General features: G+C 74.2%; 22 protein-coding genes. 9 read left to right on the forward strand and 13 right to left on the reverse strand.

Features of this window, described 5'->3' with window-relative positions:
- Positions 1-122 precede the first annotated feature (122 nt).
- From HCJ93_RS23600 to HCJ93_RS23610, 3 genes are all read right to left on the reverse strand, one after another.
- The gene (locus HCJ93_RS23600) at positions 123-1,904 is read right to left on the reverse strand and encodes an ABC transporter ATP-binding protein (RefSeq protein WP_167997809.1); all 1,782 of its coding nucleotides are present in this window, start codon (positions 1,902-1,904) and stop codon (positions 123-125) included.
- Complete coding sequence (locus HCJ93_RS23605; RefSeq protein ID WP_167997810.1) at positions 1,901-3,775, reverse strand: ABC transporter transmembrane domain-containing protein; 1,875 nt, start codon at positions 3,773-3,775, stop codon at positions 1,901-1,903. Before HCJ93_RS23605 ends, HCJ93_RS23600 begins: the two co-directional genes overlap by 4 nt.
- Before the next feature lie 138 nt (positions 3,776-3,913).
- Positions 3,914-4,360, reverse strand: a complete 447-nt coding sequence (locus tag HCJ93_RS23610) for a MarR family winged helix-turn-helix transcriptional regulator (RefSeq protein WP_167997811.1) — start codon at positions 4,358-4,360, stop codon at positions 3,914-3,916.
- 138 nt (positions 4,361-4,498) lie between these two features.
- Here HCJ93_RS23610 and HCJ93_RS23615 point away from each other — a divergent pair, with 138 nt between their 5' ends.
- Positions 4,499-6,307, forward strand: a complete 1,809-nt coding sequence (locus HCJ93_RS23615; protein ID WP_167997812.1) for an ABC transporter ATP-binding protein — start codon at positions 4,499-4,501, stop codon at positions 6,305-6,307.
- Between the two features lie 43 nt (positions 6,308-6,350).
- Complete coding sequence (gene mltG / locus HCJ93_RS23620) at positions 6,351-7,232, forward strand: endolytic transglycosylase MltG (RefSeq protein ID WP_167997813.1); 882 nt, start codon at positions 6,351-6,353, stop codon at positions 7,230-7,232.
- 129 nt (positions 7,233-7,361) lie between these two features.
- Here mltG and HCJ93_RS23625 read toward each other — a convergent pair whose 3' ends face one another.
- Complete coding sequence (locus HCJ93_RS23625; protein ID WP_167997814.1) at positions 7,362-8,441, reverse strand: NAD(P)-binding domain-containing protein; 1,080 nt, start codon at positions 8,439-8,441, stop codon at positions 7,362-7,364.
- Between the two features lie 78 nt (positions 8,442-8,519).
- Here HCJ93_RS23625 and HCJ93_RS23630 point away from each other — a divergent pair, with 78 nt between their 5' ends.
- On the forward strand, positions 8,520-8,948 hold the full coding sequence (locus HCJ93_RS23630) for a secondary thiamine-phosphate synthase enzyme YjbQ (RefSeq protein ID WP_167997815.1): 429 nt from the start codon (positions 8,520-8,522) through the stop codon (positions 8,946-8,948).
- Positions 8,949-9,050: 102 nt separating this feature from the next.
- Here HCJ93_RS23630 and HCJ93_RS23635 read toward each other — a convergent pair whose 3' ends face one another.
- The gene (locus HCJ93_RS23635; protein ID WP_309141490.1) at positions 9,051-9,887 is read right to left on the reverse strand and encodes a universal stress protein; all 837 of its coding nucleotides are present in this window, start codon (positions 9,885-9,887) and stop codon (positions 9,051-9,053) included.
- A gap of 285 nt (positions 9,888-10,172) precedes the next feature.
- On the opposite strand from HCJ93_RS23635, the gene HCJ93_RS23640 reads away from it, so the two are divergent.
- A complete protein-coding gene (locus HCJ93_RS23640; RefSeq protein ID WP_167997816.1) occupies positions 10,173-10,643 on the forward strand; it encodes a cation:proton antiporter regulatory subunit in 471 nt (156 codons plus the stop codon).
- Between the two features lie 4 nt (positions 10,644-10,647).
- Positions 10,648-11,880, forward strand: a complete 1,233-nt coding sequence (locus tag HCJ93_RS23645; RefSeq protein WP_167997817.1) for a cation:proton antiporter — start codon at positions 10,648-10,650, stop codon at positions 11,878-11,880.
- A gap of 92 nt (positions 11,881-11,972) precedes the next feature.
- Here the strand turns inward: HCJ93_RS23645 and HCJ93_RS23650 are convergent, their stop codons facing one another.
- Positions 11,973-12,362, reverse strand: coding sequence for a DUF5997 family protein (locus tag HCJ93_RS23650; protein ID WP_167997818.1), 390 nt, complete (start codon positions 12,360-12,362; stop codon positions 11,973-11,975).
- A gap of 81 nt (positions 12,363-12,443) precedes the next feature.
- On the opposite strand from HCJ93_RS23650, the gene HCJ93_RS23655 reads away from it, so the two are divergent.
- Entirely contained in the window at positions 12,444-13,214 is a 771-nt protein-coding gene (locus tag HCJ93_RS23655) for a LysR family substrate-binding domain-containing protein (protein WP_167997819.1), read from the forward strand.
- Between the two features lie 34 nt (positions 13,215-13,248).
- On the opposite strand, the gene HCJ93_RS23660 is transcribed toward HCJ93_RS23655, so the two are convergent.
- Both HCJ93_RS23660 and HCJ93_RS23665 read right to left on the reverse strand, forming a co-directional pair.
- Positions 13,249-14,004 carry a DUF4142 domain-containing protein gene (locus HCJ93_RS23660; protein WP_167997820.1) on the reverse strand — a complete coding sequence of 252 codons (756 nt, stop codon included), beginning with the start codon at positions 14,002-14,004 and terminating at the stop codon, positions 13,249-13,251.
- 286 nt (positions 14,005-14,290) lie between these two features.
- Positions 14,291-14,767 carry an Lrp/AsnC family transcriptional regulator gene (locus HCJ93_RS23665; RefSeq protein ID WP_167997821.1) on the reverse strand — a complete coding sequence of 159 codons (477 nt, stop codon included), beginning with the start codon at positions 14,765-14,767 and terminating at the stop codon, positions 14,291-14,293.
- A 210-nt stretch (positions 14,768-14,977) separates the two neighbouring features.
- On the opposite strand from HCJ93_RS23665, the gene HCJ93_RS23670 reads away from it, so the two are divergent.
- Together HCJ93_RS23670 and HCJ93_RS23675 are read left to right on the forward strand one after the other, a co-directional pair.
- A complete protein-coding gene (locus tag HCJ93_RS23670) occupies positions 14,978-16,465 on the forward strand; it encodes an FUSC family protein (protein WP_167997822.1) in 1,488 nt (495 codons plus the stop codon).
- Between the two features lie 200 nt (positions 16,466-16,665).
- Positions 16,666-17,697 (forward strand): lactonase family protein, encoded by a 1,032-nt coding sequence (locus HCJ93_RS23675; RefSeq protein ID WP_167997823.1) that lies wholly within the window; start codon positions 16,666-16,668, stop codon positions 17,695-17,697.
- A 157-nt stretch (positions 17,698-17,854) separates the two neighbouring features.
- Here HCJ93_RS23675 and HCJ93_RS23680 read toward each other — a convergent pair whose 3' ends face one another.
- The 4 genes from HCJ93_RS23680 to HCJ93_RS23695 form a co-directional block, all read right to left on the reverse strand.
- Positions 17,855-18,787, reverse strand: coding sequence for a sirohydrochlorin chelatase (locus HCJ93_RS23680; protein ID WP_167997824.1), 933 nt, complete (start codon positions 18,785-18,787; stop codon positions 17,855-17,857).
- 84 nt (positions 18,788-18,871) lie between these two features.
- Positions 18,872-19,900 carry an N-acetylglucosamine kinase gene (locus HCJ93_RS23685; protein ID WP_167997825.1) on the reverse strand — a complete coding sequence of 343 codons (1,029 nt, stop codon included), beginning with the start codon at positions 19,898-19,900 and terminating at the stop codon, positions 18,872-18,874.
- Entirely contained in the window at positions 19,897-20,574 is a 678-nt protein-coding gene (locus HCJ93_RS23690) for a uracil-DNA glycosylase (protein WP_167997826.1), read from the reverse strand. Before HCJ93_RS23690 ends, HCJ93_RS23685 begins: the two co-directional genes overlap by 4 nt.
- Positions 20,575-20,644: 70 nt before the next feature.
- Positions 20,645-21,799 carry a WD40/YVTN/BNR-like repeat-containing protein gene (locus HCJ93_RS23695; protein WP_167997827.1) on the reverse strand — a complete coding sequence of 385 codons (1,155 nt, stop codon included), beginning with the start codon at positions 21,797-21,799 and terminating at the stop codon, positions 20,645-20,647.
- A gap of 166 nt (positions 21,800-21,965) precedes the next feature.
- Here HCJ93_RS23695 and HCJ93_RS23700 point away from each other — a divergent pair, with 166 nt between their 5' ends.
- A complete protein-coding gene (locus tag HCJ93_RS23700) occupies positions 21,966-22,556 on the forward strand; it encodes an Rv1733c family protein (RefSeq protein ID WP_167997828.1) in 591 nt (196 codons plus the stop codon).
- 81 nt (positions 22,557-22,637) lie between these two features.
- Here HCJ93_RS23700 and HCJ93_RS23705 read toward each other — a convergent pair whose 3' ends face one another.
- Positions 22,638-24,731, reverse strand: coding sequence for a HEAT repeat domain-containing protein (locus tag HCJ93_RS23705; protein ID WP_167997829.1), 2,094 nt, complete (start codon positions 24,729-24,731; stop codon positions 22,638-22,640).
- Positions 24,732-24,837: the final 106 nt, after the last annotated feature.

Here is a 24,837-nt window from a genome sequence, read left to right on the forward strand (position 1 = left end):
GGGGTCACAGGGCACGCCCGCACCCGCCGGACGCCCGGGGCACGGGCCGGCCGGGCCCGAACGGCCGGGCAGCCGGCGGGACGGCCCCGAGAGGAGCCCGCCCGACCGGCCAGCCGTTCACCTCACCCGTGCCAGGACCGCCACAACGCCGCGTAGGCGCCGTCCGCCGCGACCAGTTCCTGGTGACTGCCCAGCTCGCTGATCCGGCCGTCCTCGACGACGGCGATCACGTCCGCGTCGTGGGCGGTGTGCAGCCGGTGCGCGATGGCGACCACCGTGCGGCCGTCCAGGACGCGGGCCAGGGACCGCTCCAGATGCCGGGCCGCGCGCGGGTCGAGCAGGGACGTCGCCTCGTCCAGGACCAGCGTGTGGGGATCGGCGAGCACCAGCCTGGCCAGCGCGACCTGCTGGGCCTGGGCCGGGGTGAGCGCCACGCCGCCGGAGCCGACCTCGGTGTCGAGTCCGCCGGGGAGCGCGCGGACCCAGCCGTCCGCGTCGACCGCGCGAAGCGCGGCCCACAGCTCGGTGTCCTGCGCGCCGGTCCGGGCGAGCCTCAGGTTGTCGCGCAGGGAGCCCACGAAGACGTGGTGCTCCTGGTTGACCAGCGCCACATGCGACCGCACCTGCTCCGCGGTCATCCGGGACAGCTCAGCCCTGCCCAGGGTCACCGAGCCGTCCCGCGGCTCGTAGATGCCGGCCAGCAGCCGGCCCAGCGTCGACTTGCCCGCGCCGGAGGGGCCCACCAGGGCCATCCGCGTGCCGGGTGCGACCTCCAGCGACACCTTGCGCAGCACGTCCACGCCCTCGCGGTAGCCGAAGCGGACCGCCGACGCCCTCACCTGCCGCCCGTCGGGCGTGAGCGTGGCGTCGCCGGCGTCCGGTTCGATGTCCCGCACCCCGACCAGCCGGGCCAGCGACACCTGCGCCACCTGCAGCTCGTCGTACCAGCGCAGGATCAGCTGCACCGGCTCCACCAGCATCTGGGCGATCAGCGCGCCGGTGGTCAGCCGGCCCACACTCGTCCAGCCCTGCAGGACGAGCACCCCGCCGATCATCAGGACCGAGGCGAGCACGGTCACATGGGTGATGTTGACGACCGGGAAGAGGACCGACCGCAGCCAGAGCGTGTAGCGCTCCCACGCCGTCCATTCCCGGATCCGGCGGTCCGACAGCGCCACCCGGCGCTCGCCGAGGCGGTGCGCCTCCACGGTGCGGCCGGCGTCCACGGTCTCGCTGAGCGCGGCGGCCACGGCGGCGTAGCCGGCGGCCTCCGACCGGTAGGCGGAGGGCGCCCGCCGGAAGTACCAGCGGCACCCGGCCACCAGCAGCGGTACGGCCACCAGCACGGCCGGCGCCAGCTCGGGCGCGGTGACCACCAGGCCGCCCAGCAGCAGCGCGGCCCACACCACGCCGATGGTCAGCGTGGGCACGGCCTCCCGCATGGCGTTGCCGAGCCGGTCGATGTCGGTGGTGATCCGGGACAGCAGATCACCCGTGCCGGCCCGCTCCAGCACCCCGGGCGGCAGCCCCACCGACCGCACCAGGAAGTCCTCGCGCAGATCGGCCAGCATCCGCTCGCCGAGCATCGCCCCGCGCAGCCGCACCTGCTGCACGAACAGGGCATGCACCAGGAGCGCGAGCAGGAAGAACCCGGCCGTGAGCTCCAGATGCAGCTCCCGCGCTCCACTGGAGACCCGCTCGACCAGGGTGCCGAGCAGGTAGGGCCCCACCATCGAGGCGATCACCGCGATCGCGTTCACGGTGATCAGCAGCAGGAAGGCCCGGCGGTGCCGGCGCAGCAGCTCGCCGACGTAGGCGCGGACCGTGGCGGGGGCACCCACGGGCAGGGTGCCGGCCGTGGTCGGGGCCGCCGGGTCGTGGGCCGGGGGCGCCACGCCGATCATGCGGTCTCCTCGATCTCTTCGAGTTCCTCGGGCTCTTCGAACGTCTCCAGCCGGTGCGGCACCTCCGGCGGTGCCGCGCGGTCCTCCGGCGGTGCCGCGCGGTCCTCCCGGGTGTCGCGCGGCTCCTCGAGCCGGGCCTCGTCCTCGGTCTCCCGGGTCACCACCGCCCGGTACCGGGGCTCGGTGCGCACCAGCTCGCGGTGGGTGCCGACCGCCACGACCGTGCCCTCGTGCAGGAACACCACCCGGTCGGCCCGGTCCAGCAGCAGCGGCGACGAGGTGAACACCACCGTCGTCCGCCCGGACCGCAGATCGCGCAGCCCTTGGGCGATACGGGCCTCGGTGTGCGAGTCCACGGCCGAGGTTGGCTCGTCCAGGACCAGCACCTCGGGGTCGGCGACCAGCGACCGGGCCAGGGCGAGCCGCTGGCGCTGGCCGCCGGACAGCGACCGCCCGCGCTCGGTGAGCCGCGCGTCCATCGGGTCCCGGACGTCCAGCGAGCCCTGCACCAGTGCCGCCAGCACGTCCCCGCACTGCGCGGCCTCCAGCGCGGCCTGCGGTTCGACCTTCCCGGAGGCGGGCACGTCGAGCAGCTCGCGCAGGGTGCCGGACAGCAGCACCGGGTCCTTGTCCTGGACCAGGACCGCCTCGCGGGCGCTCTCCAGCGGCAGCTCGTCCAGCGGCACACCGCCGAGCAGCACCGAGGCGCCCGGCTGGGGTGCGTGCCCGCCGAGCCGCTCGGCCAGCCTCCCGGCCACGTCGGGGTCCCCGCACACCACGGCGGTGAGCCGGCCGGACGGGGCGCACAGACCCGTCTCCGGGTCGTACAGATCGCCGGACACGCTCTGCCCGGGCAGCGAGCCCTCGGCGTCCATGGCCCGCTCCAGGGCCAGTACCCGCGCGGCCCGCCGGGCGGAGGGCTTGGAGAACGAGTAGGCCATGGCGATCTCCATCACATGGCGCAGGGGGTAGCCGAGCAGCATCACGGAGCTGTAGACGGCGACCAGTTCACCGACCTCGACCCGGCCCTGGCGGGCGAGGTGCACGCCGTAGGCGACGACGCCGATCAGCAGCAGCCCCGGCAGCAGCACCTGGAGCGCGGCGATCAGCGACCACATGCGGGCGCTGCGCACCGCCGCGTGCCGCACCTCCTGGGAGGCGCGCCGGTAGCGCTCGAGGAAGAGTTCCTCGCCGCCGATGCCGCGCAGCACCCGCAGTCCCGCCACGGTGTCGGAGGCGAGTTCGGTGGCCCGCCCCGCCTTGGCGCGCTGCACATCGGCCCGCCGGGTGGCGTGCGGCAGCAGCGGCAGCACGGCGCAGGCCAGCACCGGCACACCCACGGCGACGACGACACCGAGCGCCGGCTGGTAGACGACCAGGCCCGCGGAGACCAGCACGATGGTGACCGCCGCCGCGGTGAAACGGGAGAGGGCCTCCACGAACCAGCCGATCTTCTCGACGTCGCCCGTGGACACGGTCACCACCTCACCGGCCGCGACCCGCCGGGTCAGCGCGGCACCGAGGTCGGCGGCCTTGCGCGCCAGCAGCTGCTGGACGCGGGCGGCGGCGGTGATCCAGTTGGTGACGGCGGCCCGGTGCAGGAAGGTGTCACCGACGGCGTTGCTCACACAGACCAGCGCCAGCAGACCGCCCGCCAGCGCCAGCCGTTCACCGGAGCGGTCGACGGCGGCCTGCACGGCCACGCCCACGCAGAACGGCAGCGCGGCCACCGAGGCGAAGTGCAGCAGACCCCAGGCGAGCGCGACGAGCTGCCCGGACAGCTGGTTGCCGAAGAGCCACCACAGGAGCCGGGGGCCCGAACGCGCGTCGGGCACACCCGGATCGGGAAACGGAAGGTCTTGAATACGCATGAGATCCCAGGGCTCGGAGCTAGGGCAGACAATGGCTGCAAGCCGTGACAGGTTGACCTCGTTCCGTTCGGGCGGGCAACCGGTTTTCGACCCCGCCACCCGGAACCGGCCGGAGCCCGGGATCCGGTGGGAACGGACTCAGTGCGGAGCCGCGGTCCCGTCGACCAGGGTGTCGAGCAGCTCGCCCAGGATCTTGCGCTGCTGGTCCCCCAGCGGGGCGAGGATCTCCTCCGCGGCGGACCTGCGGGCCGCGCGCAGCTCCCGCAGCGCGGCCCGTCCCTCGTCGGTCAGCTCGATCCGGGTCACCCGCCGATTGTCCGGATCGGGCACCCGCCGCACCTTGCCGCTCGCCTCCAGCCCGTCGACCAGCGTGGTCACCGCCCTGGGCACCACCTCCAGCCGCTCGGCGAGGTCCGCCATGCGCGGCGGTGAGCCGTAGTGCGCGAGGGTGCGCAGCAGCCGTGACTGGGCCGGGGTGATGCCGAGTTCGCGCCGCTCCAGGTGATGCTTCTGGATGCGGTGCACCCGGCGGGTGAGCCGAAGCAGCTGCTCGGCCAGCAGGCCGTCGGGATCGGGGGAGGTCATGCGCAGACAATATCAGGAGGTCATTCATTATGAGCATAGGTAACAATGAGCTAGGCTCCCATTGATCCGGCGTCGCCCCGCGCGGACCGGACGCCCCCGGTGCGAGCCGAGGCCCGCCCGCCCGAGCCGAAGGAGACCATGCACCCCGACCACGGCCCAGTGATCCCGCCCCCGCCCGACGGCGTGCAGAGCGACCAGCCCCGGCAGGTCCGGCGCATCCTGCGCCTCTTCCGCCCCTACCGCGGCCGGCTCGCGCTCGTCGGTCTGCTCGTCTGCGCCTCCTCGCTGGTCACCGTCGCCTCCCCGTTCCTGCTGAAGGCGATCCTCGACGTGGCGCTCCCCGAGGGCCGCACCGGGCTGCTCAGCCTGCTCGCCCTCGGCATGATCCTCAGCGCGGTCCTCACCAGCGTGTTCGGCGTGCTGCAGACGCTGATCTCCACCACGGTCGGGCAGCGCGTCATGCACGATCTGCGCACCGCCGTCTACGGCCGGCTGCAGCGGATGTCGCTCGCCTTCTTCACCCGCACCCGCACCGGCGAGGTCCAGTCCCGCATCGCCAACGACATCGGCGGCATGCAGGCGACGGTCACCTCCACGGCCACCTCCCTGGTCTCCAACCTCACCAGCGTGGTGGCCACCGTGGTGGCGATGCTCGCCCTCGACTGGCGGCTGACGGTGGTCTCGCTGGCTCTGCTGCCGGTGTTCGTGTGGATCAGCCGCCGGGTCGGCGACGAGCGCAAGAGGATCACCACCCAGCGCCAGAAGCAGATGGCGGCGATGGCCGCCACGGTCACCGAGTCGCTGTCCGTCAGCGGCATCCTGCTGGGCCGCACCATGGGCCGCTCGGACTCCCTGACCAGGGCGTTCGCCGAGGAGTCCGAGGCGCTGGTGGATCTGGAGGTGCGGTCGAGCATGGCCGGCCGCTGGCGCATGGCCGTGATCACCGTCGTCATGGCCGCGATGCCCGCCGTCATCTACTGGACCGCGGGCATCGCCGTCCAGGCGGGCGGCCCCGGCGTCTCCCTCGGTACGCTCGTCGCCTTCGTCTCGCTCCAGCAGGGGCTGTTCAGGCCCGCCGTGAGCCTGCTGTCGACCGGTGTGCAGATCCAGGCCTCGCTCGCGCTGTTCCAGCGCATCTTCGAGTACCTCGACCTGCCGGTCGACATCACCGAGCGCCCCGACCCGGTGCGCCTGGAGCGGGTCAAGGGCGAGGTCCGCTTCGAGAACGTCGAGTTCCGCTACGACGGCAAGGGCACCACCGTCCTCGACGGCATCGACATCACCGTCCCCGACGGCTCCAGCCTCGCCGTGGTCGGCCCGACCGGCGCGGGCAAGTCCACCCTCGGGCATCTGGTGCCCCGCCTGTACGACGTGACGGGCGGCCGGGTCACCCTCGACGGGGTCGACGTGCGCGACCTCGACTTCGACACCCTGGCCCGCGCGGTCGGCGTGGTCTCCCAGGAGACGTACCTCTTCCACGCCTCGGTCGCCGACAACCTGCGCTTCGCCAAGCCGGACGCCACCGACGAGGAGCTGCGCGCGGCGGCCGAGGCGGCGCAGATCCACGACCACATCGCCTCCCTGCCCGACGGCTACGACACGGTCGTCGGCGAGCGCGGGCACCGCTTCTCCGGAGGCGAGAAGCAGCGGCTGGCCATCGCCCGCACCATCCTGCGCGATCCGCCGGTGCTGGTCCTCGACGAGGCCACCAGCGCCCTCGACACCCGGACCGAGGCCGCCGTGCAGAAGGCCATCGACGCCCTGTCGGCCGACCGCACCACCATCACCATCGCCCACCGGCTGTCCACCGTCCGCAACGCCGACCAGATCGTGGTGCTCGACTCCGGGCAGGTGGTCGAGCGCGGCACGCACGAGGAACTGCTGGAGCGGGGCGGACGGTACGCGGCGCTGGTACGCCGGGATGCTCAACTGGAACCGACAAACTGAAAATATGCCGGGATTATGACGATATGAGGGTTACCGTGCCCGCATGCAGACCAACACTCCGTCACGGAACTCGATCCGGCTGACGCGCCGGGGCCGTCTCGCCCTCATGGCGACCGGGGCCGTCGTGGCAGGCACCGCCGTGGCGGTGCCGCTGCTGATCCTGGGGGACGAGAGCGATGCCCGCCCCACCGCGCTGGTCGTCCCGGAGGGCTGGCGCGCGAACCAGGTCTACGCCGCCGTCGACAAGGCCCTCGCCCTGCCCGCGGGCACCACCCAGAAGTCCCTCGCCAAGGCCCGCCTCAAGCTGCCCGGCGACGCGGAGGGCAACCCCGAGGGCTACCTCTTCCCCGGGACGTATCCGCTGCAGAAGGGGACGACCCCCGAGAAGCTGCTGGCCGAGATGGCCGAGGCCGCCCACCGGAAGTTCAACGGGGTGCCGATCGCCGCCGGTGCGCAGCGCAACGCCATGAACGTTTACCAGGCGGTCACCATCGCCAGCATCGTCCAGGCGGAGGCCTCCACCGAGGACGACATGGGCAAGGTGGCCCGGGTGATCTTCAACCGGCTGGAACGCGGCATGCCGCTGCAGATGGACTCCACGGTCTCCTACGCCCTCGGCCGGCCCACCCTGCACGCCAAGGCCGCCGACACCAAGGTCGACAGTCCCTACAACTCCTATCAGCGCATGGGCCTGCCGCCGACCCCCATCGGCAACCCCGGCGAGAAGGCGCTGCGCGCCGCGATCAACCCCACCCCCGGCGACTGGCTCTACTTCGTCACGGTCAAGCCCGGCGACACCCGCTTCACCGCAGACCTCAAGGAGCATCAGCGCAATGTCGCCGAGCGCGACGCCGCACGGAAGAAGGCCGCCGAGCAGAAGAACGAGCAGGAGAACGAGCAGAAGAAGGCGGCCGCCCAGGGGTGAGCCGGTGCGCCGGTGCGCCGCCGGGTGCACCGGCGCACCGGGCAGCGATTGCACCGTTCCGCGCCACCCGCGCCACCCGCGCCACCCGGGCGGTGCGGGCGGGCATCCCCCGTCCGCACCGGCCGCCCGTCAGGCCGCGGCGAGCGGCTGCTCGGCGAGCAGCCGCCTGATGTCCCGCACCGCGGCGCGCCCGGCGCGGTTCGCGCCGATGGTGCTGGCGGACGGGCCGTAGCCGACCAGATGGATGCGCGGATCGGCGGCCACCCGCGTGCCCTCCATCCGGATGCCGCCGCCCGGTTCGCGCAGCCGCAGCGGAGCGAGATGGTCCACCGCCGGACGGAAACCCGTGGCCCAGAGGATGACGTCGGACTCGATCCGCCGCCCGTCTGGCCACTGAACGCCGTCCGGGGTGATCCGGTCGAACATGGGCTGCCGGTCCAGGACACCGTCGGCGATGCCCTGCCGGATCGCCTCGGTGAGCGGCAGCCCCGTCACCGAGACCACGCTGCGCGGGGGCAGACCCTGCCGCACCCGCTCCTCCACCAGGGCCACCGCCGCCCGCCCGGCCTCCGCGTCGAACGGTCCCTCGCGGAACACCGGCGGGCGCCGGGTCACCCAGGTGGTGCTCGCCGCGTACGGGGCGATCTCCAGCAGATGCTGGGTACCCGAGGCCCCGCCGCCCACCACGACCACCCGCAGCCCGGCGAACGCCTCGGGCCCCGGGTACTGCGCGGTGTGCAGCTGCCGTCCCCGGAAGGTCTCCTGGCCGGGATAGCGCGGCCAGAACGGCCGGTCCCAGGTGCCGGTGGCGCTGATCAGGGCCCGTGCCGTCCAGGAGCCGCCGGACGACTCCACCAGCAGCCGCCCGTCGCCGTTCTCGCGCACGGCCCGCACATCCACGGGGCGCCGCACCCGCAGGCCGAAGGTCCGCTCGTAGCGGTCGAAGTACTCGGTGATCACCTCGGCGGAGGGGCGCTCCGGGTCGGCGCCGGTCAGCTCCATGCCGGGCAGCGCGTGCATGCCGTGCACCTTGCCGTACGTCAGGGACGGCCAGCGGTGCCGCCAGGCGCCGCCGGGACCCGGGGAGTGGTCCAGCACCACGAAGTCGCGGTCCGGCACGAAGCCGGTGCGCCGCAGGTGGTAGGCGCTGGACAGGCCCGCCTGCCCGGCGCCGATGACGACCACGTCGACCTCACGGTTGGTGTTCACGGTTTCAACAACCGTGCCGTGTCCGTGGAACTTCCCGCCTCCCCGGCGAAGCCCGGCGCATGGGTGAGGATGGAGGGCATGTCAGATGCCTTCACCACCCGAGTCCTCACCGTCGCCACCGGATCCGCGGAGAGGGTCGTCGACATCACCCGCGACTGCGAGTCCTTCCTGCGGGACACGGCGGCCGGCCGCGACGGTCTGCTGAACGTCTTCGTGCCGCACGCCACCGCCGGGATCGCGATCATCGAGACCGGCGCGGGGAGCGACCACGACCTGCTGGCGGCCCTGCACACCCTGCTGCCCGCCGACGACCGCTGGCAGCACCGGCACGGCAGCCCCGGCCACGGCCGCGACCATGTGCTGCCCGCCCTGGTCCCGCCGCACGCCACCCTCCCGGTGATCGGCGGCCGCCTGGAGCTGGGCACCTGGCAGTCGGTCTGTCTGGTCGACACCAACCGCGACAACCCCGAGCGCCGGGTACGCCTCAGCTTCCTCGCGGGCGCCTGACCGTGCGTGCCCGGGGCGGGACGCGACCGCGGGTGCTCCGAGCGGGACCCCGGCCGTACGCGCCCCGAGCGAGCGGGCCCCGGCTCACTCCGGGAACGCGGTTCACTCCCGGTGGCGCACCACGACCACCGGGCAGTCGGCGTGGTACAGCAGCGCCTGGCTCACCGAGCCCAGCAGCAGCCCGGTGAAGCCGCCGTGCCCGCGCGCCCCGGTGACCAGCAGCTGGGCGTCCTTCGAGGCCTCCAGCAGCGCGTGCCGCACCCGGCCCCGCTCCGCCCGCAGCTCCACGGGGACCTCCGGACGAGCGGCGCGCTCCGCCGCCACCGCGTCCGCCAGCAGCCGCTCGTGCGTCTCGCGCAGCTGGTCCAGGTCGACCACGACGTTCAGCGGGTCGGCCGGGCCCGCGTAGGGCGTGGGCTCGCTCCAGGTGTTCCACACATGCATCGCCACCAGCGGCGCCCCGCGCAGCGCGCACTCCCGGAAGGCGAAGCCCACGGCGGCCGCCCCGGCCTCGGAGCCGTCCACGGCGAGCAGCACCGGCCCTTCGGGGGCGGGGCGCCCGCGGACCACCATCACCGGGCAGTACCCGTGCGCGGCCAGTTTCACCACCGTCGAGCCGAGCAGGAGATCGCCGAACCCGCTGTGCCCGCGGCTGCCGACCACCGCGAGCACCGCGTGCCGCGACTCGCTCTGCAGCACCGTCAGCGTGTCCCCGGCCGCCACCGTCCTGGCGATCTCCAGATCGGGGAAGAGGTCGGCGGCCCGCTGCTCGGCCTGCGCGAGGGCCCCGTGGATCATCGGGTCCAGATCCGCCGCGTGGCTGAAGGCGTGCACGATCCTCAGCCCGGCGCCGCGCAGACGGGCCTCGCGGGCCGCGGTGTCGACCGCGGCGAGACTGTGCGGCGAGCCGTCCACTCCCACGATCACGGTGTCGTTCACTGCTCACTCCCGTCCCCGGGTGCCACCGGGTACCCGCGGGCGCGGACGTCTACGCGGGCGGGCCGGGTCGCGGCGACACGACCTCCGGCGGGGATCCTGGTGCCGCGGCGGGCGTCTGTCCATCCGTGGCGACACCCATGTCCGCGCCGAACGGCCGGATGGCACGATGTCCGCCGTGGGTGTGGACCATCAGTACGATGAAGCGCCACATTCGGCATGCCCGGCATGTCGCACGACCAAGAACGAAGCAGAACTGGAAGGGGACGGGCTGTGCCTGCTCCACGGATGAGCACCACGCCGCTGCCTGGCATCGGCGTGCAATACGACCTCACGACGCGTGAGCACCAGCACCTGTCCGTCATCGCGCACCGGGACGGCGCCCGCACGGTCAACATCTACCGCTCCGACGACCCCGACGCCTGCGCCCAGTCGCTGAAGCTGACGGTCGCCGAGTCGGCGGCGCTGATAGACGCGCTGATGCCCGACCACCACAGCCCGAACCTGCTGCACACCACCGACCTCGGTCTGGTCGCCGAGCGGATCGAGCTGTCCACCACCTCCTACTGGAACGGCCGCCTGCTCGGCGAGACCCGGATGCGCACCGAGACGGGCGTGTCGATCGTGGCGGTGCTGCGCAGGGCGGAGGCGATTCCGTCGCCGGCGCCGGACTTCCGCCTGGCGGGCGGCGACACGCTGATCCTCATCGGCACCCGCGAAGGCGTCGAGGCGGCGGCCCGGATACTCGACCGGGAGTGAGCACGTGCACTCTTCTGCAATCTTCCTGATCGAGTTCGGTGCGATCATTCTCGGCCTCGGTCTGCTGGGCCGGCTCGCCGGGCGCCTGCAGTTCTCACCGATCCCGCTCTACCTGCTCGCCGGACTGGCGTTCGGCGAGGGCGGGCTGCTGCCGCTCGGCGCCAGTGAGGAGTTCGTCGCGATCGGCGCCGAGATCGGTGTGATCCTGCTGCTGCTCATGCTGGGTCTGGAGTACACGGCCAGTGACCTGGTCTCCAACCTCAAGACCCAGTACCCGGCCGGCCTGGTGGACATGGCGCTCAACGCCCTGCCCGGCGCCGCCCTCGCACTGCTGATGGGCTGGGGGCCGGTCGCGGCCGTGGTGCTGGCCGGCGTCACCTGGATCTCCTCGTCCGGTGTGATCGCCAAGGTGCTCGGCGACCTGGGACGCCTCGGCAACCGCGAGACCCCGGTCATCCTCAGCATCCTGGTGCTCGAGGACCTGGCGATGGCGGTCTACCTGCCGATCATCACCGCCCTGCTGGCCGGCGTCAGCCTGGCCGCGGGCAGCGTCACCCTGGCCATCGCGCTCGGGGTCGCCGGGCTCGTGCTCTTCGTCGCCGTCCGCTTCGGCCGGGTCATCTCCCGCTTCGTCTCCAGCGAGGACCCGGAGAAGCTCCTGCTGGTGGTGCTGGGCCTCACCCTGCTCGTCGCGGGCCTGGCCCAGCAGCTGCAGGTCTCGGCGGCGGTCGGCGCCTTCCTGGTCGGTATCGCCCTGTCGGGCGAGGTCGCCGAGGGCACGCACAACCTGCTGGCGCCCCTGCGGGACCTGTTCGCCGCGGTGTTCTTCGTCTTCTTCGGCCTGCACACCGACCCGCAGTCGATCCCGCCGGTGATCCTGCCGGCCCTGGCCCTCGCCGTGGTCACCGCGCTCACCAAGATCGCCACCGGCTACTGGGCCGCACGCCGGGCCGGAGTCTCGCCCAAGGGGCGCTGGCGCGCGGGCGGCACGCTGGTCGCCCGCGGTGAGTTCTCCATCGTCATCGCCGGCCTTGCGGTCACCGCCGGTGTCGAACCCCAGCTGGGCCCCCTGGCCACCGCCTACGTCCTGGTGCTGGTCATCCTCGGCCCGCTCACCGCCCGCTACACCGAGCCCATCGCCCTCCGCCTGGCGGGCCGCGGCGCCGCGACGGCCGCCCCGGCCCCCAAGTCCGGGGAGGAGTCCCTGGAGCCGGTCGACGAGAGTCTGGAGCGCTAGCTGACGTCACCACCGAACCGGCGGCCGGTCCGAGCTTCGGACCGGCCGCCGGTTTCGTTCATGGCCGGGGCGGGCGCGGATGCGGGCGGGTCTCAGCGAGTCTCGCGCTCCGCCTTGCGCTGCTGCTTGAGCAGGGCCGCCTCCTTGCGGACCTCCGCCTGGGTGGCGCGCTCCCGCTCCAGCCACTCGGGGCGCTCCTGCTTCAGTGCCTCGATCTGCTCGGTGGTCAGCGGCTCGGTGACCCCGCCGCGCGCCAGCCCGGAGATGGACACACCCAGCTTCGCCGCGACCACCGGACGCGGGTGCGGGCCGTTGCGCCGCAGGTCCCGCAGCCACTCGGGCGGGTCGGCCTGCAGCGCGTTCAGCTCGTCCCGCGAGACCATGCCCTCACGGAACTCGGCGGGGGTGGCCTCGAGGTACACACCCAGCTTCTTCGCCGCGGTCGCGGGCTTCATCGTCTGGGTGTTCTGGTGCGACGTCATGGGTCCAGCGTATCGAGCGGGCGCCCGGGCGCCGCCACGGCCGGTGACCCCGGGCGGGGCCACGGCCGGTAACCTGGCCTGGTGACAGGCTCGGAAGTGTCCCCGTCGTTCCGGCTCGTGTACGTCCCCGGCGTGATGCCCGACAAATGGGTGCGCATCTGGAACGAGCGGCTGCCCGGCGTCCCGCTCACCCTCACCCAGGCGCAGCCCGGTGAGGCGGTCGAGCGGCTGCGCGACCGGGACGCGGACGCCGGCCTGGTCCGGATGCCCGTCGACCGGACGGTGTTCAGCGCGATCCCCCTCTACACCGAGCAGACCGTCGTCGTGGTGCCCAAGGACCATCTGGTGACGGCCGTCGACGAGGTGTCTCCCGAGGACCTGGCCGACGACATCGTGCTGCACCCGCTCGACGACGTCCTCGGCTGGGACACCCTGCCCGGCAGGCCCGCCCTGGAGCGGCCCGCCACCACCGCCGACGCCGTGGAGCTGGTCGCCGCGGGGATCGGGGTGCTCGTGGTGCCGCTGTCGCTGGCCCGGCTGCACCACCGCAGGGACCTCACCCACCGGCCCCTGACGGACGCCCCCGCGTCCAGCGTGGCGCTGGCCTGGCGGGAGGACGCGCACACCGACCAGGTGGAGGACTTCATCGGCATCGTCCGCGGCCGGACCGTCAACAGCACCCGCGGCCGCAAGCGGCCCGAGCCCGCGGGGCGGGACAAGGAGCGCCGCACCGGCCGGGACCGGGCCGGGAATCGGCGGGCGGCGGCCACCGGCAAGGGCAGCGGCCGCCGGGGAGGCACCGGCGGCGCCACCGGGAACCCACGGCGGGGCAAGCCCCGCCGCAGGTCATAGGGAGGTGCCGAAGGGGGCCACCGGGGGCGGGCCGTTACTTGACCTCGCCCGACGGCGACGGCGTCGGAGCGGGCGAGGCGGTGTTGAGGTCCTTCAGATTCTCCGGGATCTCCAGGACCTTCACCGGTGCGCCGGCCGCCGGCGCCGGCGGGGTCACCTGCTCCGCGGGCATCTTGGGCGGGTTGGTCTGCTGGAAGTTGACCTGCTCCTGATTGACCAGGCCGGTCTTCTCCAGGACGGTGATGTGGTCGAGCACGGTGTCGTTGGCCTGGTCGGCCAGCTGCCGGATCAGCGAGTTGCGGGTGGTGGCACGCACCTTGGCGATGACCGGGAAGATCTGGCCGTGCGTCACCCGCATGATGTTCACCGCGACCGAGTCGAACTCCTTGCCGGTGGCGGAGTTCACGGTCTGCACGAACTGCTCCTGCTGCGGCGACGCCTGGTTGGGCAGCGTGATGCCCAGCTCCAGCGAGATCTTGCGGCAGCTCTCGTCCAGCCGGCCGTGCCCGACGACGAGATGCTCGCCCGCCTCCTTCATCTCCTTCGTGGTGCCGCGCTTCATCGCCATCAGGCCCAGGGGGTGCTCCCAGAGGCCCGCAGCCCGCACCTTCACCACGAAGTCGCGGTCCGCCTCCGTCAGCGGACCGTAGTTGGTGTTGGCGATGATGCGGTCCTGCTTGGTCGATGTGTTCTGCACGCCCAGCATGGTGGGATAAGCGAGCGCGGCGAGGGTGAGCACCATGGCTCCGCCCACGAACGCGGTTCCTGCCGTGCTGCGCGAGATGCGCATCGTGCCTCCTGGGATAAGAACGGCCCAACAGCAGGAAGTACGCACGGCAGCGGCAAGACAATCAGCGTTCCGGGAAAAATCTTTCGGCGCATCTCGCGGCTCCTGGGCCAGTTGACGTGCCGTCACCGCCCTCCGGGTGCCGTCCGCCCCGCTCAGCGGCCCGCGAACCGGGCATTCCGGGCAAAGAGTCGAGGGTCTCGGCAGGGGGCGTGCTGAAGATCACACATGGGGCGGGGTGTCTGATCGCACGCGAGCCGGACATCGCGGCGCAGGTGATCCCGGTGTCTCAGCCGCGGGCACCGCGCCCGATCGACTCCACCAGCGGCAGCAGCCGGTGCGGAACCCGCTCGCGCAGCGCCACCTCGGTGCGGGTGCGCACCACACCGGGCAGGCTGATCAGCTTCTGGATCACGTCCTCCAGATGCTCGTTGTCCCGCGCCACCACCCGGGTCAGCAGATCGCCGCCGCCGGTGATGGAGAACGCCTCGACGATCTCCGGCACGTCCGCGAGCGCGTCGCCGACCTCGTCCAGATGGCCCTGCGTGACCTCGATGTGCACGAACGCGAGCACCGGATGCCCCAGTGCGGCGGGGGAGAGAGCGGGGCCGGTGCCGGTGATCACGCCCTCGCGCTCCATGCGGTCCAGGCGGGCCTGCAGCGTGCCGCGGGCCACGCCGAGGATGCGGGCGTACTCCCGCACGCTGGTACGGGGCTGCTCGAGCAGCAGCCGCAGGATGCGGGTGTCCAGCTCGTCCACGGCCATGGCAGGCGGCCTCCTCGGGTCAGCGTCGGCCGTTGGCACTCCAGCGGCCGCTCTTCGGGGCTTCGTACTGTACCAATGGCATAGTGAGAAGCTGGTTGCTTGAGCCGTTGGTGGCAGTGATGGTGATATAGAGGGGTCGATGGCGCTGCGGATGTCCGCGGCGCCTTTTTCATGCCACATTCCGATGGACCTTCCAGGGGGCGGTAGACGGTGCTGAAGAGGGCGTTCATGGCTCCGGACCCGGGTCGCGTGCGGCTGCGCTTCGCGACCCGTGCCGTGCTCGGCATCGGTCTGGCCGTCCTCGTGTGCGGCCTGGCCGGACACTCGCTCGTGGGTGCCGTCACCGGCGGCCTCGCCGCCCTGCTCGCGCTGTTCACCGTCACCGACGCCACCGTCCGCGAACAGGCGGTCACCACGGCGCTGCTGCCGGCCGTCGGCCTGCCCGTGCTCGCCCTCGCGGCCGAGCTGCACGACCAGCCGCTCGCCCGGGACCTCGCCTTCCTCGCCGTGGTCGGCGCGGGCGTCTACGCCCGGCGCTGGGGCCCGCGCGGGCACAGCCTCGGTGTGTTCGCGTTCATGACGTACTTCGTGGCGCAGTTCCTGCAGGCGACGCCGGGCAGGCTGCCCGAGCTGTACGCCTCCGTGCTGCTGTCCGTGCTCACCGCCGCCGTCGTGCGGTTCGGACTGTGGTGCTACGAGCGCCGGATGCCGCCCGCCACCGTGCCGGCGCCGCCGGGCGGAACCGGCCTGGCCCGCATCACCACCCGCCAGGCGGTCCAGGCGACCGCGGGAGCGGGCTTCGCCCTCGTCGTCGGCCAGCTGGTGTCCGGCGAGCGCTGGTACTGGGCGGTCGGCGCCACCTGGTGGATCTTCGTCAACACCACCTCGCGCGGCGAGACCCTGGTCCGTGGCTTCCGCCGGTTCACGGGCACGGTGCTCGGCGGCGCGCTCAGCCTGCTGATCGCCGTCCCGGTGCACGGCGACGCGCTGCCCACCGCCGTGATCGTGGCCGTCGCGGTCTTCGGCATCTTCTACACCGCCGCCCTCTCCTACACCTGGATGATGCTCTGGGTGACCGTGCTGGCCGCGATGCTCTACGGCCTCCTGGGCGTGCTCAGCCCGGGCCTGCTGGCGCTGCGGCTGGCGGAGACCGGTGTCGGCGTGCTCGGCGGTGCGCTCGCGGTGGCGTTCCTCCTGCCCGTGACCACGCACAGCGTCACCGACGCCTGGATCCAGCGCGCCCTGCGCTGCGTCCACGCCTGCACGGCCGAGACGGCCGCCCGGCTCTCCGGCACCGAGGGCGCGGACCCTCGGCCGAAGGTGGCCGAGCTGGAGCAGCTGCTGGCCCGGGTGCGGCTCTCCGTCGCCCCGCTGGTGCATCCGCTCAACCCGATGCTCGGCCGCAAGCGGCGGGCCCGCCGGGTGCTCGACCTGCTGGACGACTGCGCCCGCGAGATCCGCGGCCTGGTCGCCGTCGCCGCCGACCCCGAGGCCTCGCACGACGCCCGGCTGGCCGCCGCCTGCTGGCGGGTGGAAGCGGCGGTCGAGGCGCTGACCGAGGGGCGCGAGATCGCTCCCCGCACAGCCCCGGCGGCCACCGAACCCGCCCTGGAGCACCTGCACGGCCTGGAGCGCGCCCTCGCCGAGCTGGCCGCGCCCCTGCGCGCCCCGTCCGGCTCGCCGCTGGTCCGCGCCTGAGCCGCCGCACTCCCTGCACCCGCCGGGGGGCGTCGCACGCACCCGTCGGGGACGCCGCCCGCTCGGCACTTGGTCCGGACCTGAACTGATCGACTGCTACCGTCGGTCGTCGGGCGGACGCGGCACGCCCCGGCCGCACGGCGGCAGGGGAGGCGAGCGGACAGCGGCAGGGGACGGCAGGGGACGAGAGGGGAACAGCCGTGACGGACGGCAGGCGACGGGCGTTCATCGGATCCTTCACGGCGGCCGGCGGCCCCGGCATCGTCACCGCGGCGGTCTCGCCCGACGACGGCGCGCTGACCGCCCTGACGGCCCTGAACGGCGTACCTGACCCGTCCTATCTGGTTCTCTCCGCCGACGGGCGCACCCTGTACGTGGTCAGCGAGACGGCCGAGGGCGCGGTGGCCGCCTACCGGGTGGACGGCGACCGGCCCGCACCACAGGGCCCTCCGGTGCCCGTCGACGGGAACGGGCCGACCCACCTCAGCCTGTTCGAGGGGCACGTCCTGACCGCGAACTACGGCTCCGGCAGCGTCTCCGCCGTGCCCGTCCTGGCGGACGGCTCGCTCGCCCCGGCGCCGTCCGGGACGCTGCCGCACACCGGCTCCGGGCCCCACCCGCAGCGCCAGCAGGGGCCGCACGCCCACCAGGTGCAGCCCGACCCGAGCGGCCGCTGGGCCGTGAGCGTCGACCTCGGCACGGACTCGGTGCGGGTGTGCACCCTCGACGACGGCGTGCCCGTGGTGCACCGGGAGATCGCCCTGCGCCCCGGCTCCGGCCCGCGCCACCTGGCCTTCCATCCGGACGGGTCCCGGGCCTATGTCCTCAACGAGCTCAGCCCCACGCTCCTGGTCTGCGACTGGGACGCCGCCGAGGGCCTGCTCAAGCCGCTCACCGAGCTGCCGGTGCTGCCCGGCGCCCCGGCCGGGGACGCCTACCCGTCCGGCGTGGCCGTCTCGCCCGACGGCCGCTTCGTGTGGACCGCGACCCGGGGCGAGGACGTGCTGTCCGTGTTCACGGCCGGCCCGGACGCCGCGGTCCCGGAACTGACAGCCACCGTGCCCTGCGGCGGCCACTGGCCCCGCGCGCTCACCGCGGACGGCGGCTTCCTCTACGTCGCCAACGAACGCTCGGGCGACGTGGCCTGGTTCGAGACGGATCCGGCCACCGGTGTGCCGCGCCGGCGGGGCGCGATCGACGTGACGGCGGCGTCCTGCGTGGTGATCGGCTGACCACCGGCGCCGGCCGCAGAGGCGCCGACCGGTGCCACCGGGCCGGCCGCCGTGTCCGCCACCGCACGCATCGGCCCGCCGCAAGCACCGGCCGAACGCCGAGAGGGGCCCGCTCGCGGTGAGCGGGCCCCTCTGCCGGCCGGTGCGGCGGCCGCGTCTAGCGGGCCGGCGTGCCCTGCGGCTGCTGCGGGGTGATGCCCAGGGCGGTCGTGTACTTGGCCAGGGCGAGCTTGCCGATCGCCGGGTACGCGCCCAGCGGCTCGGAGGCGGAGCACTCCGCCTCCTTCGCGGCCTCGGCGATCAGGCTCTGGTCGATCTCCGGGCCGATCAGGTACGGCGCGAGGGCCAGCTGCTGGGAACCGGCGCCGCGCAGCTGCTCGGCGACGGAGGCGATCGAGCCCTCCTGGTCCAGCGCGGCCGCCATCACCGGCACCGCGAGACGCGCGGCGAGCAGCATGCCGGTGATCCCGGCCGCCTGCACCGCCTCGTCGCCGCCCACGGACGCCAGGATGATGCCGTCGGCGGCGGTCGCCACCGTGAACAGGCGGGCGCGGTCGGCGCGCGCCAGACCCGCCTCGGAGAGCCGCACGTGCAGCGCCTCGGCGAGCAGCGGGTGCGGGCCGAGCACATCGGTCAGATCGGCGGCGACCCGGCTGTCCATCACGGCCTGGCGGACCTGGCGCAGCAGTGCGCTGTCCGGGCCGGCGAGCAGCGGCACGACCACGGCGACGGGGCCGTCCGGCTCCTTCACGTCGTGACCGGCGGCACGTGCCTGCTCGTAGCGGGCGGTGCGCTCCTCGGCGGTCCGCGCGAGGACCGCCTGCAGCGCGGGGAACTCCGCGCTCGCGTCGCCCTCGCCGTCGAGGTAGCCGATCCGGGCGTCGAGGCCGGGCAGCTCGGAACGGGCGATGCTCACGACCTCGTCGGCGAGCGAGCGAATGGCACTACTGGGAGTACCCGGCACGGCGAGGACGAGCGCGGGCGCGCCCTCGGGAGCCACCAGAGGCTCGGGGCGGCGGTGCCGTCCAGGCTGGCGGGGGCGCGGCATTCGTACTGGCAGGCCGGACGCGGGCCCAGTGGGGGTGCTCATGGTGCGGCATGTTAGTGGCTTCTTGGGCTCCCCTGTTCGGGGAGGGTGCAGGTGAGCGGTATCCGTCCGGATATGTCGCTTGCGTTACGTGTCGGTGCCCGGCTCGGGGATGCTCCGCTCATCTGCCGGACCCGTCACACACAGCATCGCCTCGTCGCCCGGAAGGGTGAACGAGCCGGTGGCGAGATCGGTGGCGATCCGCACCGCCCCGTGCAGCGGATCCCCCTCCGCAGGCACCCGCGGCACGCCCGGCACCCGCTTCGCCAGCTCCTCGTCCACCGCCGTCACCAGCGGGTCGCCGAGATTCAGCAGACCACCCGTGAGCGCGACCAGCGGCTCGGCGTCGCCGCCTCGCGGGAGAACGGCCGCGGCCGAGTCCGCGATGTGCCGCGCCGCCGCCCGCAGGATGCTCCCGGCGACCGGGTCGTCCGGTGCGCACTCGGCGACCCGCGGCGCGAACGAGGCGAGGACGGCAGGCCGGTCGGCGCGCGGATACAGCTGCCCAGGCAGTCCCGCGGCGGGACCGAACATCTCCTCGGCGCACGCCAGCAGCGGGGCGGAGCCGCCCGGGCGGCCGTCGTGGGCGCGCAGCGCGGCCTCCAGGCCCGCCCGGCCGATCCAGGCGCCGCCGCCGCAGTCGCCGAGCAGATGGCCCCAGCCGTCGGCCCGGCGCCAGCCGGTCAGATCCGTGCCGACCGCGATCAGACCCGTACCGGCGGCGACCACCGCACCCGGGCGCGGCCCGAGGGCGCCGACGTACGCCGTGACCGCGTCGGCGGCCAGCGCGGTCCGCCGCGTGCCCAGCTCCCGGGCGAACGCACCCGGCAGCTCGGCCCGCAGCTCGTCGCCCAGGCTGGCCAGGCCGGCCGCCCCGACCACCGCCGTCTCCAGCCGCCCGGCACCCGCCTCGGCGGCCAAGGACCGGGCCAGGGGCAGCAGTTGCTCCAGAAGGTGGCCGGCGTCGATCCCCCCGGCACCGGTGCGCACCGGTTCGCCGGAGGCGGCACGGGCGAGCGGTCCCCGCCCGGCCGTCCCCACGACGACCCGCAGACCCGAACCGCCGGAGTCGACGGCGAGGAAGCCGGACCCCGGCTCGGCCCCGGTCCCGCTCACGGCAGGCGCCAGTCCACCGGCTGGCCGCCCTGACGGATCAGCAGGTCGTTGGCCCTGCTGAACGGGCGGGAGCCGAAGAAGCCCCGGTCGGCCGACATCGGGGACGGGTGCGCGGACTCCACCGCGGGCAGATCGCCCAGCATCGGACGGCAGTTGCGCGCGTCGCGGCCCCACAGAATCGAGACCAGCGGTTTGCCGCGCGCGGCCAGCGCCCGGATCGCCTGCTCGGTGACCTCCTCCCAGCCCTTGCCGCGGTGCGCACCCGGCCGTCGCGGGGCCGTGGTGAGCGCCCTGTTGAGCAGCAGCACGCCCTGCTCGGTCCACGGCGTGAGATCACCCGTGCTCGGCTGGGGCACGCCCAGGTCGGCGGTCAGCTCGCGGAAGATGTTGACCAGACTGCCGGGCAGCGGCCGCACATCCGGGGCGACGGAGAACGACAGCCCCACCGCGTGCCCCGGTGTCGGGTACGGATCCTGCCCGACGATCAGAACGCGTACCTCGTCGAAGGGCTGCTGGAAGGCGCGCAGGACGTGATGCCCGGCCGGGAGGTAGGTGCGCCCCGCGGCGATCTCCGCGCGCAGGAACTCACCCATCGCGGCGATGCGTCCGGCCACCGGTTCCAGGGCCTTGGCCCATCCCGCTTCGACAATCTCGTGCAAGGGTCGTGGTGCCACGGGCGTCACCCTACTGCCGCAACGGCGCGGGAGATCAACCAGTGGCCACGACCGCGTGGCAGACCTCGGCTCACCCGACCACCGCGGCCCGTACGCACAGCACGTCCGGCAGGTGCCGGGCCAACTGCCGCCAGCTGTCGCCGTCGTCGGCCGATGCGTACACCTCGCCGTTGCGGTTGCCGAAGTACACACCGGCCGGGTCCGCGCCGTCGTGGCACATGGCGTCGCGCAGCACCGTGCCGTAGTGGTCCTCCTGCGGCAGGCCGGCGCTGAGCGGCTCCCAGCTGCGGCCCGCGTCCGCCGTCCGGAACACCCGGCAGCGCCGCCCGGCGGGCACGCGGTCGGAGTCGGCCTGGATGGGGAAGACGTACGCGGTGTCGCCGCGATGCGGATGGGCCACCACCGCGAAGCCGAAGGTGGACGGCAGTCCCTCGCCGATGTCCGTCCAGTGCGCGCCCGCGTCGTCGCTGCGGTAGACGCCCCAGTGGTTCTGCAGATACAGCCGGTCCGGGTCCGCCGCGTCCCGCGCCACCTTGTGCACGCACTGGCCGAACTCAGGGTCCGGGTCCGGCAGGAACACCGCGGACACCCCCGAGTTGGACGGCGCCCAGCTCGCCCCGCCGTCCAGGGTGCGGAAGACGCCGGCTGTGGAGACCGCCACGGTGACGGCCTGCGGGTCGCGTGCGTCGGTGAGCACGGTGTGCAGGCCCTCGCCTCCGCCGCCCGGCATCCACTTCGACCGCGTCGGATGCTCCCACAGCGGGCGCACCAGCTCGAAGCTCTCCCCGCGGTCCTCCGAACGGTACAGCGCGGCCGGTTCCGTGCCCGCGTAGACCACGTCCTCTTCGGCGGCGGACGGGTGCAGCTGCCAGACCCGCTCCAGGGACGCCCCGGTGTCCTTGGGGAACTTCACCGCGGGCTGGGCCGGTTCGGTCCAGGTGCGGCCCAGGTCGTCGGAGTGGAACACGGACGGGCCCCAGTGCGAGCTGTCTCCGCCGGCCAGCAGCCGCGGGGCCGGGCCACGGGTGTCGATGGCGACCGAGTAGACCGCCTGGGCGTTGAAGTACGGGCTCTCGTCGAACTCCCAGGCGCCTCCTCGCCGGCGCCCGATGAACAGGCCCTTGCGGGTGCCCACGGCCAGCAGAACCTCGGTCATGCCGATCACCTCCGCGACGTCGCCGTCGACGTCTCGATTCCGGACACGGGCCAGTCTGCACCCCGCCACTGACAGTCACCTGTGGATCAGCCGGGCCGCAGCTCAGCCGGGTGTCGCGGCGCCGCGGGCCGGGTGCGGTCCCGCTCACACCGCCCGCGGTGAGCATCCGGCGGCGGACCCGCGTATGGGAGGGCGGCTGCGGGAGAACCCCGCGGGCAGTGAGGAGGGGCCGTCTATGGCGAGGGCGGTGCGGGGACCCGGCCGGTGGCTGTGGCGCTGGCGGCGCAATCCGCTGAAGCGGCGATCGGACCGGATCGAGTCCTGGTTCCTGCTGGCTTCCTGGGTCCTCACCCTGCTGATCGCGGTGGCCGCCGGTGCGGGGGTGGCCCGCTCGGTCGAGCAGGAGCTGGCCAGGGAACGCGCGGAGTGGCGCCGGGCCGAGGCGCAGCTGACCGAGCCGGCACCGGGCACGCCGCGCGACGACGGGCGGGACAGCCGGGCCGACCACGTGTGGGCCACGGCCCGCTGGACGGCCCCCGACGGCGCCTCGCACACGGGTCAGATACGGGTGCCGGCCGGGAGCGCGGCCGGCACCCCGGTCACCGTCTGGACGGACCGCGAGGGCCGCCAGGTGACCCGGCCCACCACCGCCTCCGAGGCCCGGTTCCGGGCGGCCCTGGTCGGTGCGACGGCCGCCGTGGGCGCCTCCCTGATCCCGGTCGCGGCCGTCCGCGCGGTGCGCCGGCGGCTCGAGGAGCGCCGCCTGGAGGAGTGGGGCGACGAGTGGGCGAGGCTCGGACCGCAGTGGGGCCGCAGCACCAGCTGAGCCGGTGACGAGCGCGGACGGGAGCGACGGCGGCCGGCTCCTGGGCGGCCCGTCCATCCGGTGAGCGCGGGCCGGCCGTGCCTACGCCACGGGCGAGTCGCAACCTCGCAGCGCCTCCCGGCAGTGGCGGAGCAGCAGTTCGTCCTCGTGCACATCGTTGTCGCAGTGGCCGCCCGGCCTCGCCCGGTGCCGGCGGCGGGTGGCCAGTTCCGCCCGGAACAGGCCGTGCAGGGGCTCGGCCGCCGGGCCCAGCTCCGCCGCCAGAGCCGCGATGGGGACGCGAGTGTACGCGTTCTCCCGCCACGCCGCCCGCAGCACGTCCGCCGCCGGTTCCGGTTCCCCGGTGATGCGCCACAGGGCCTGCGCGGCGGCCGTCCGCTCCCACAAGCCGCCGGAACGGGCCAGCTCGCGCAGCCCCGTGACTCCCGCCCGGGCCGCCGGCCCCATGCGCCCCAGCGCCTCCGCCGCAGCCCGGGGACCGCCGTGCTCCCCGTCGCCGGCCAGCTCCCGCAGCAGGACGGGCAGTATGGCCTCGGCGTCGCCCTCGACGGCCCAGAGCGCGTCCGCGGCGGACACCCCGCAGGCGCCGTCCAGCAGGCCGCGCAGCACGGGCGCCGCCGCCTCCCGGGCCGGCCGCCCGAGCGCGCCCAGGGCCCGGGCGGCCGAGTCCAGCAGCGAGTCCCGCAGCCGCAGGTCCGCGGGCAGCCCGGTGGCCAGGCGCAGCACCGCGGGCAGCGCCTCGGTGTCGCGGAGGGCGGCCAGCGCCCGCAGCAGCGGCGCGGCGCGCTCGTGCAGGTCCGGTGAACCGAGGGGGAGCCGGGCGAGCCGCTCGCGCAGCGCGGGGGCGAGCGGTGCAGCCGCCGGGCCGAGGTGGGGGATCACCTGGCCGAGGTCGTCCGGGACCTCCGGTCCGGCCAGCAGCCCGGCCAGTACCGGCACCGCACGCGCATCTCCGGTGCGGGCCAGCGCCTTGACCGCCTCGCCCAGGGTCGGGGCGCCGCTGCCCCATCTTCGTATGCGCGTCTCCGGGCGGCCGGTCACCAGCTCGTGCAGCGCGTCGGCAGCCGGCGCGGCGAGTTCGTACAATTCGGTGAGGACGAACAGCGCGGCGTCGCGCAGCCGTTCGTCCTCGTCGGCGAGCTGGGCGCCGATCAGGGCGATCGGCTCCGCGTAGTCGGCACGCCAGGTGCGGAAGAGGCCCGGCGCCATCCACACCGCGTGACAGCGGTCCACCGGGTCGGAGCAGGCCAGCTGGCCCGCCAGCAGCGCCGTGCGGTCGGCGACCCGGTCGTCGAGGGCCGTGTGCAGGGTGCGCAGCAGCTGGGCGCCCTCCTCGTCCGAGGGACGCAGCCGCCGCAGCCGGCCGACGAGGGTGTCGGTGTCGGGGCCGCCCGTCTCGTCGGGGAGGGCGGGGCGTAACCGGGCCCGCTCCCGGAGCAGCCGCAGCACGGTGGGCACCGGCTCCGCCGGCAGCCGCTCCGGCGCGCACCCCGCCAGCTGGCCGAGCGCCGCGAGCCGCAGCCCCGGGCCGTGCGGCGGGGCGCTGTGCGCCGCCAGCAGCTCCACCGCCCGTCCGGCGTGCGCGGGGTGCCGCCGGGCGAACCGGCCGAGGCCCTCGAGCAGGGCGAGCAGCACCCTCTCGTCCCGCTCGTCCGCGAGCCGCTTGTGCAACAGGCCCAGCGCGCGGCCCGGTTCGTCCAGGAACCGGACGGCCGCGCCCGCCGCCGCGCGGCGTACCGCCGGGTCCGGGTCCGCGGTGAGCCGTACGAACGCCTCGGCCCGGGCGCGGACGGCCGCCCGCGCCCGGGCACGCAGCCGGTCCGGCTCGGCATCGCCCGCTGCGTCGACGTCCGTCGTGCCGTCCGCCGTGCCGTCGTCCGGGGCGCCGCCGCCGGCCGGATCCTCCCCGCCGATGCTCACCAGCAGGTCCACTATCCCCGCCCGCTCCGGCACCTCTTCGCGGTCGGCGAGCGCGAAGAGGAACGGGACGCAGGCCAGCGTCGAGTCGTACACGTTTCCCTGGTGGTGCACGGCGCCGTACATGCCGTCGAGCGCGGTCTCCCGCTCGGCGGCGTCCCCGGAGGCGAGCCCCTCGAGAAGGAGAGGCACGTCCTCCGCGCTCCCGTACGCATGCCGCATCGAGGCCCAGTCGACCTCGTCGATCCCCGTGAACACGCTGTCCTCCCCGGGCGAAGTGCCAACTGCTCGCGAGTCTGCACCACGACACTGACAACGATGCGCGCCCGAGGGGTGACTGTGCGCAAACCTTGCGGCCGGTGGC

The organism is Streptomyces composti (assembly GCF_012034205.1).
In the GTDB taxonomy this organism is placed as follows: Bacteria; Actinomycetota; Actinomycetes; order Streptomycetales; family Streptomycetaceae; genus Streptomyces; species Streptomyces composti.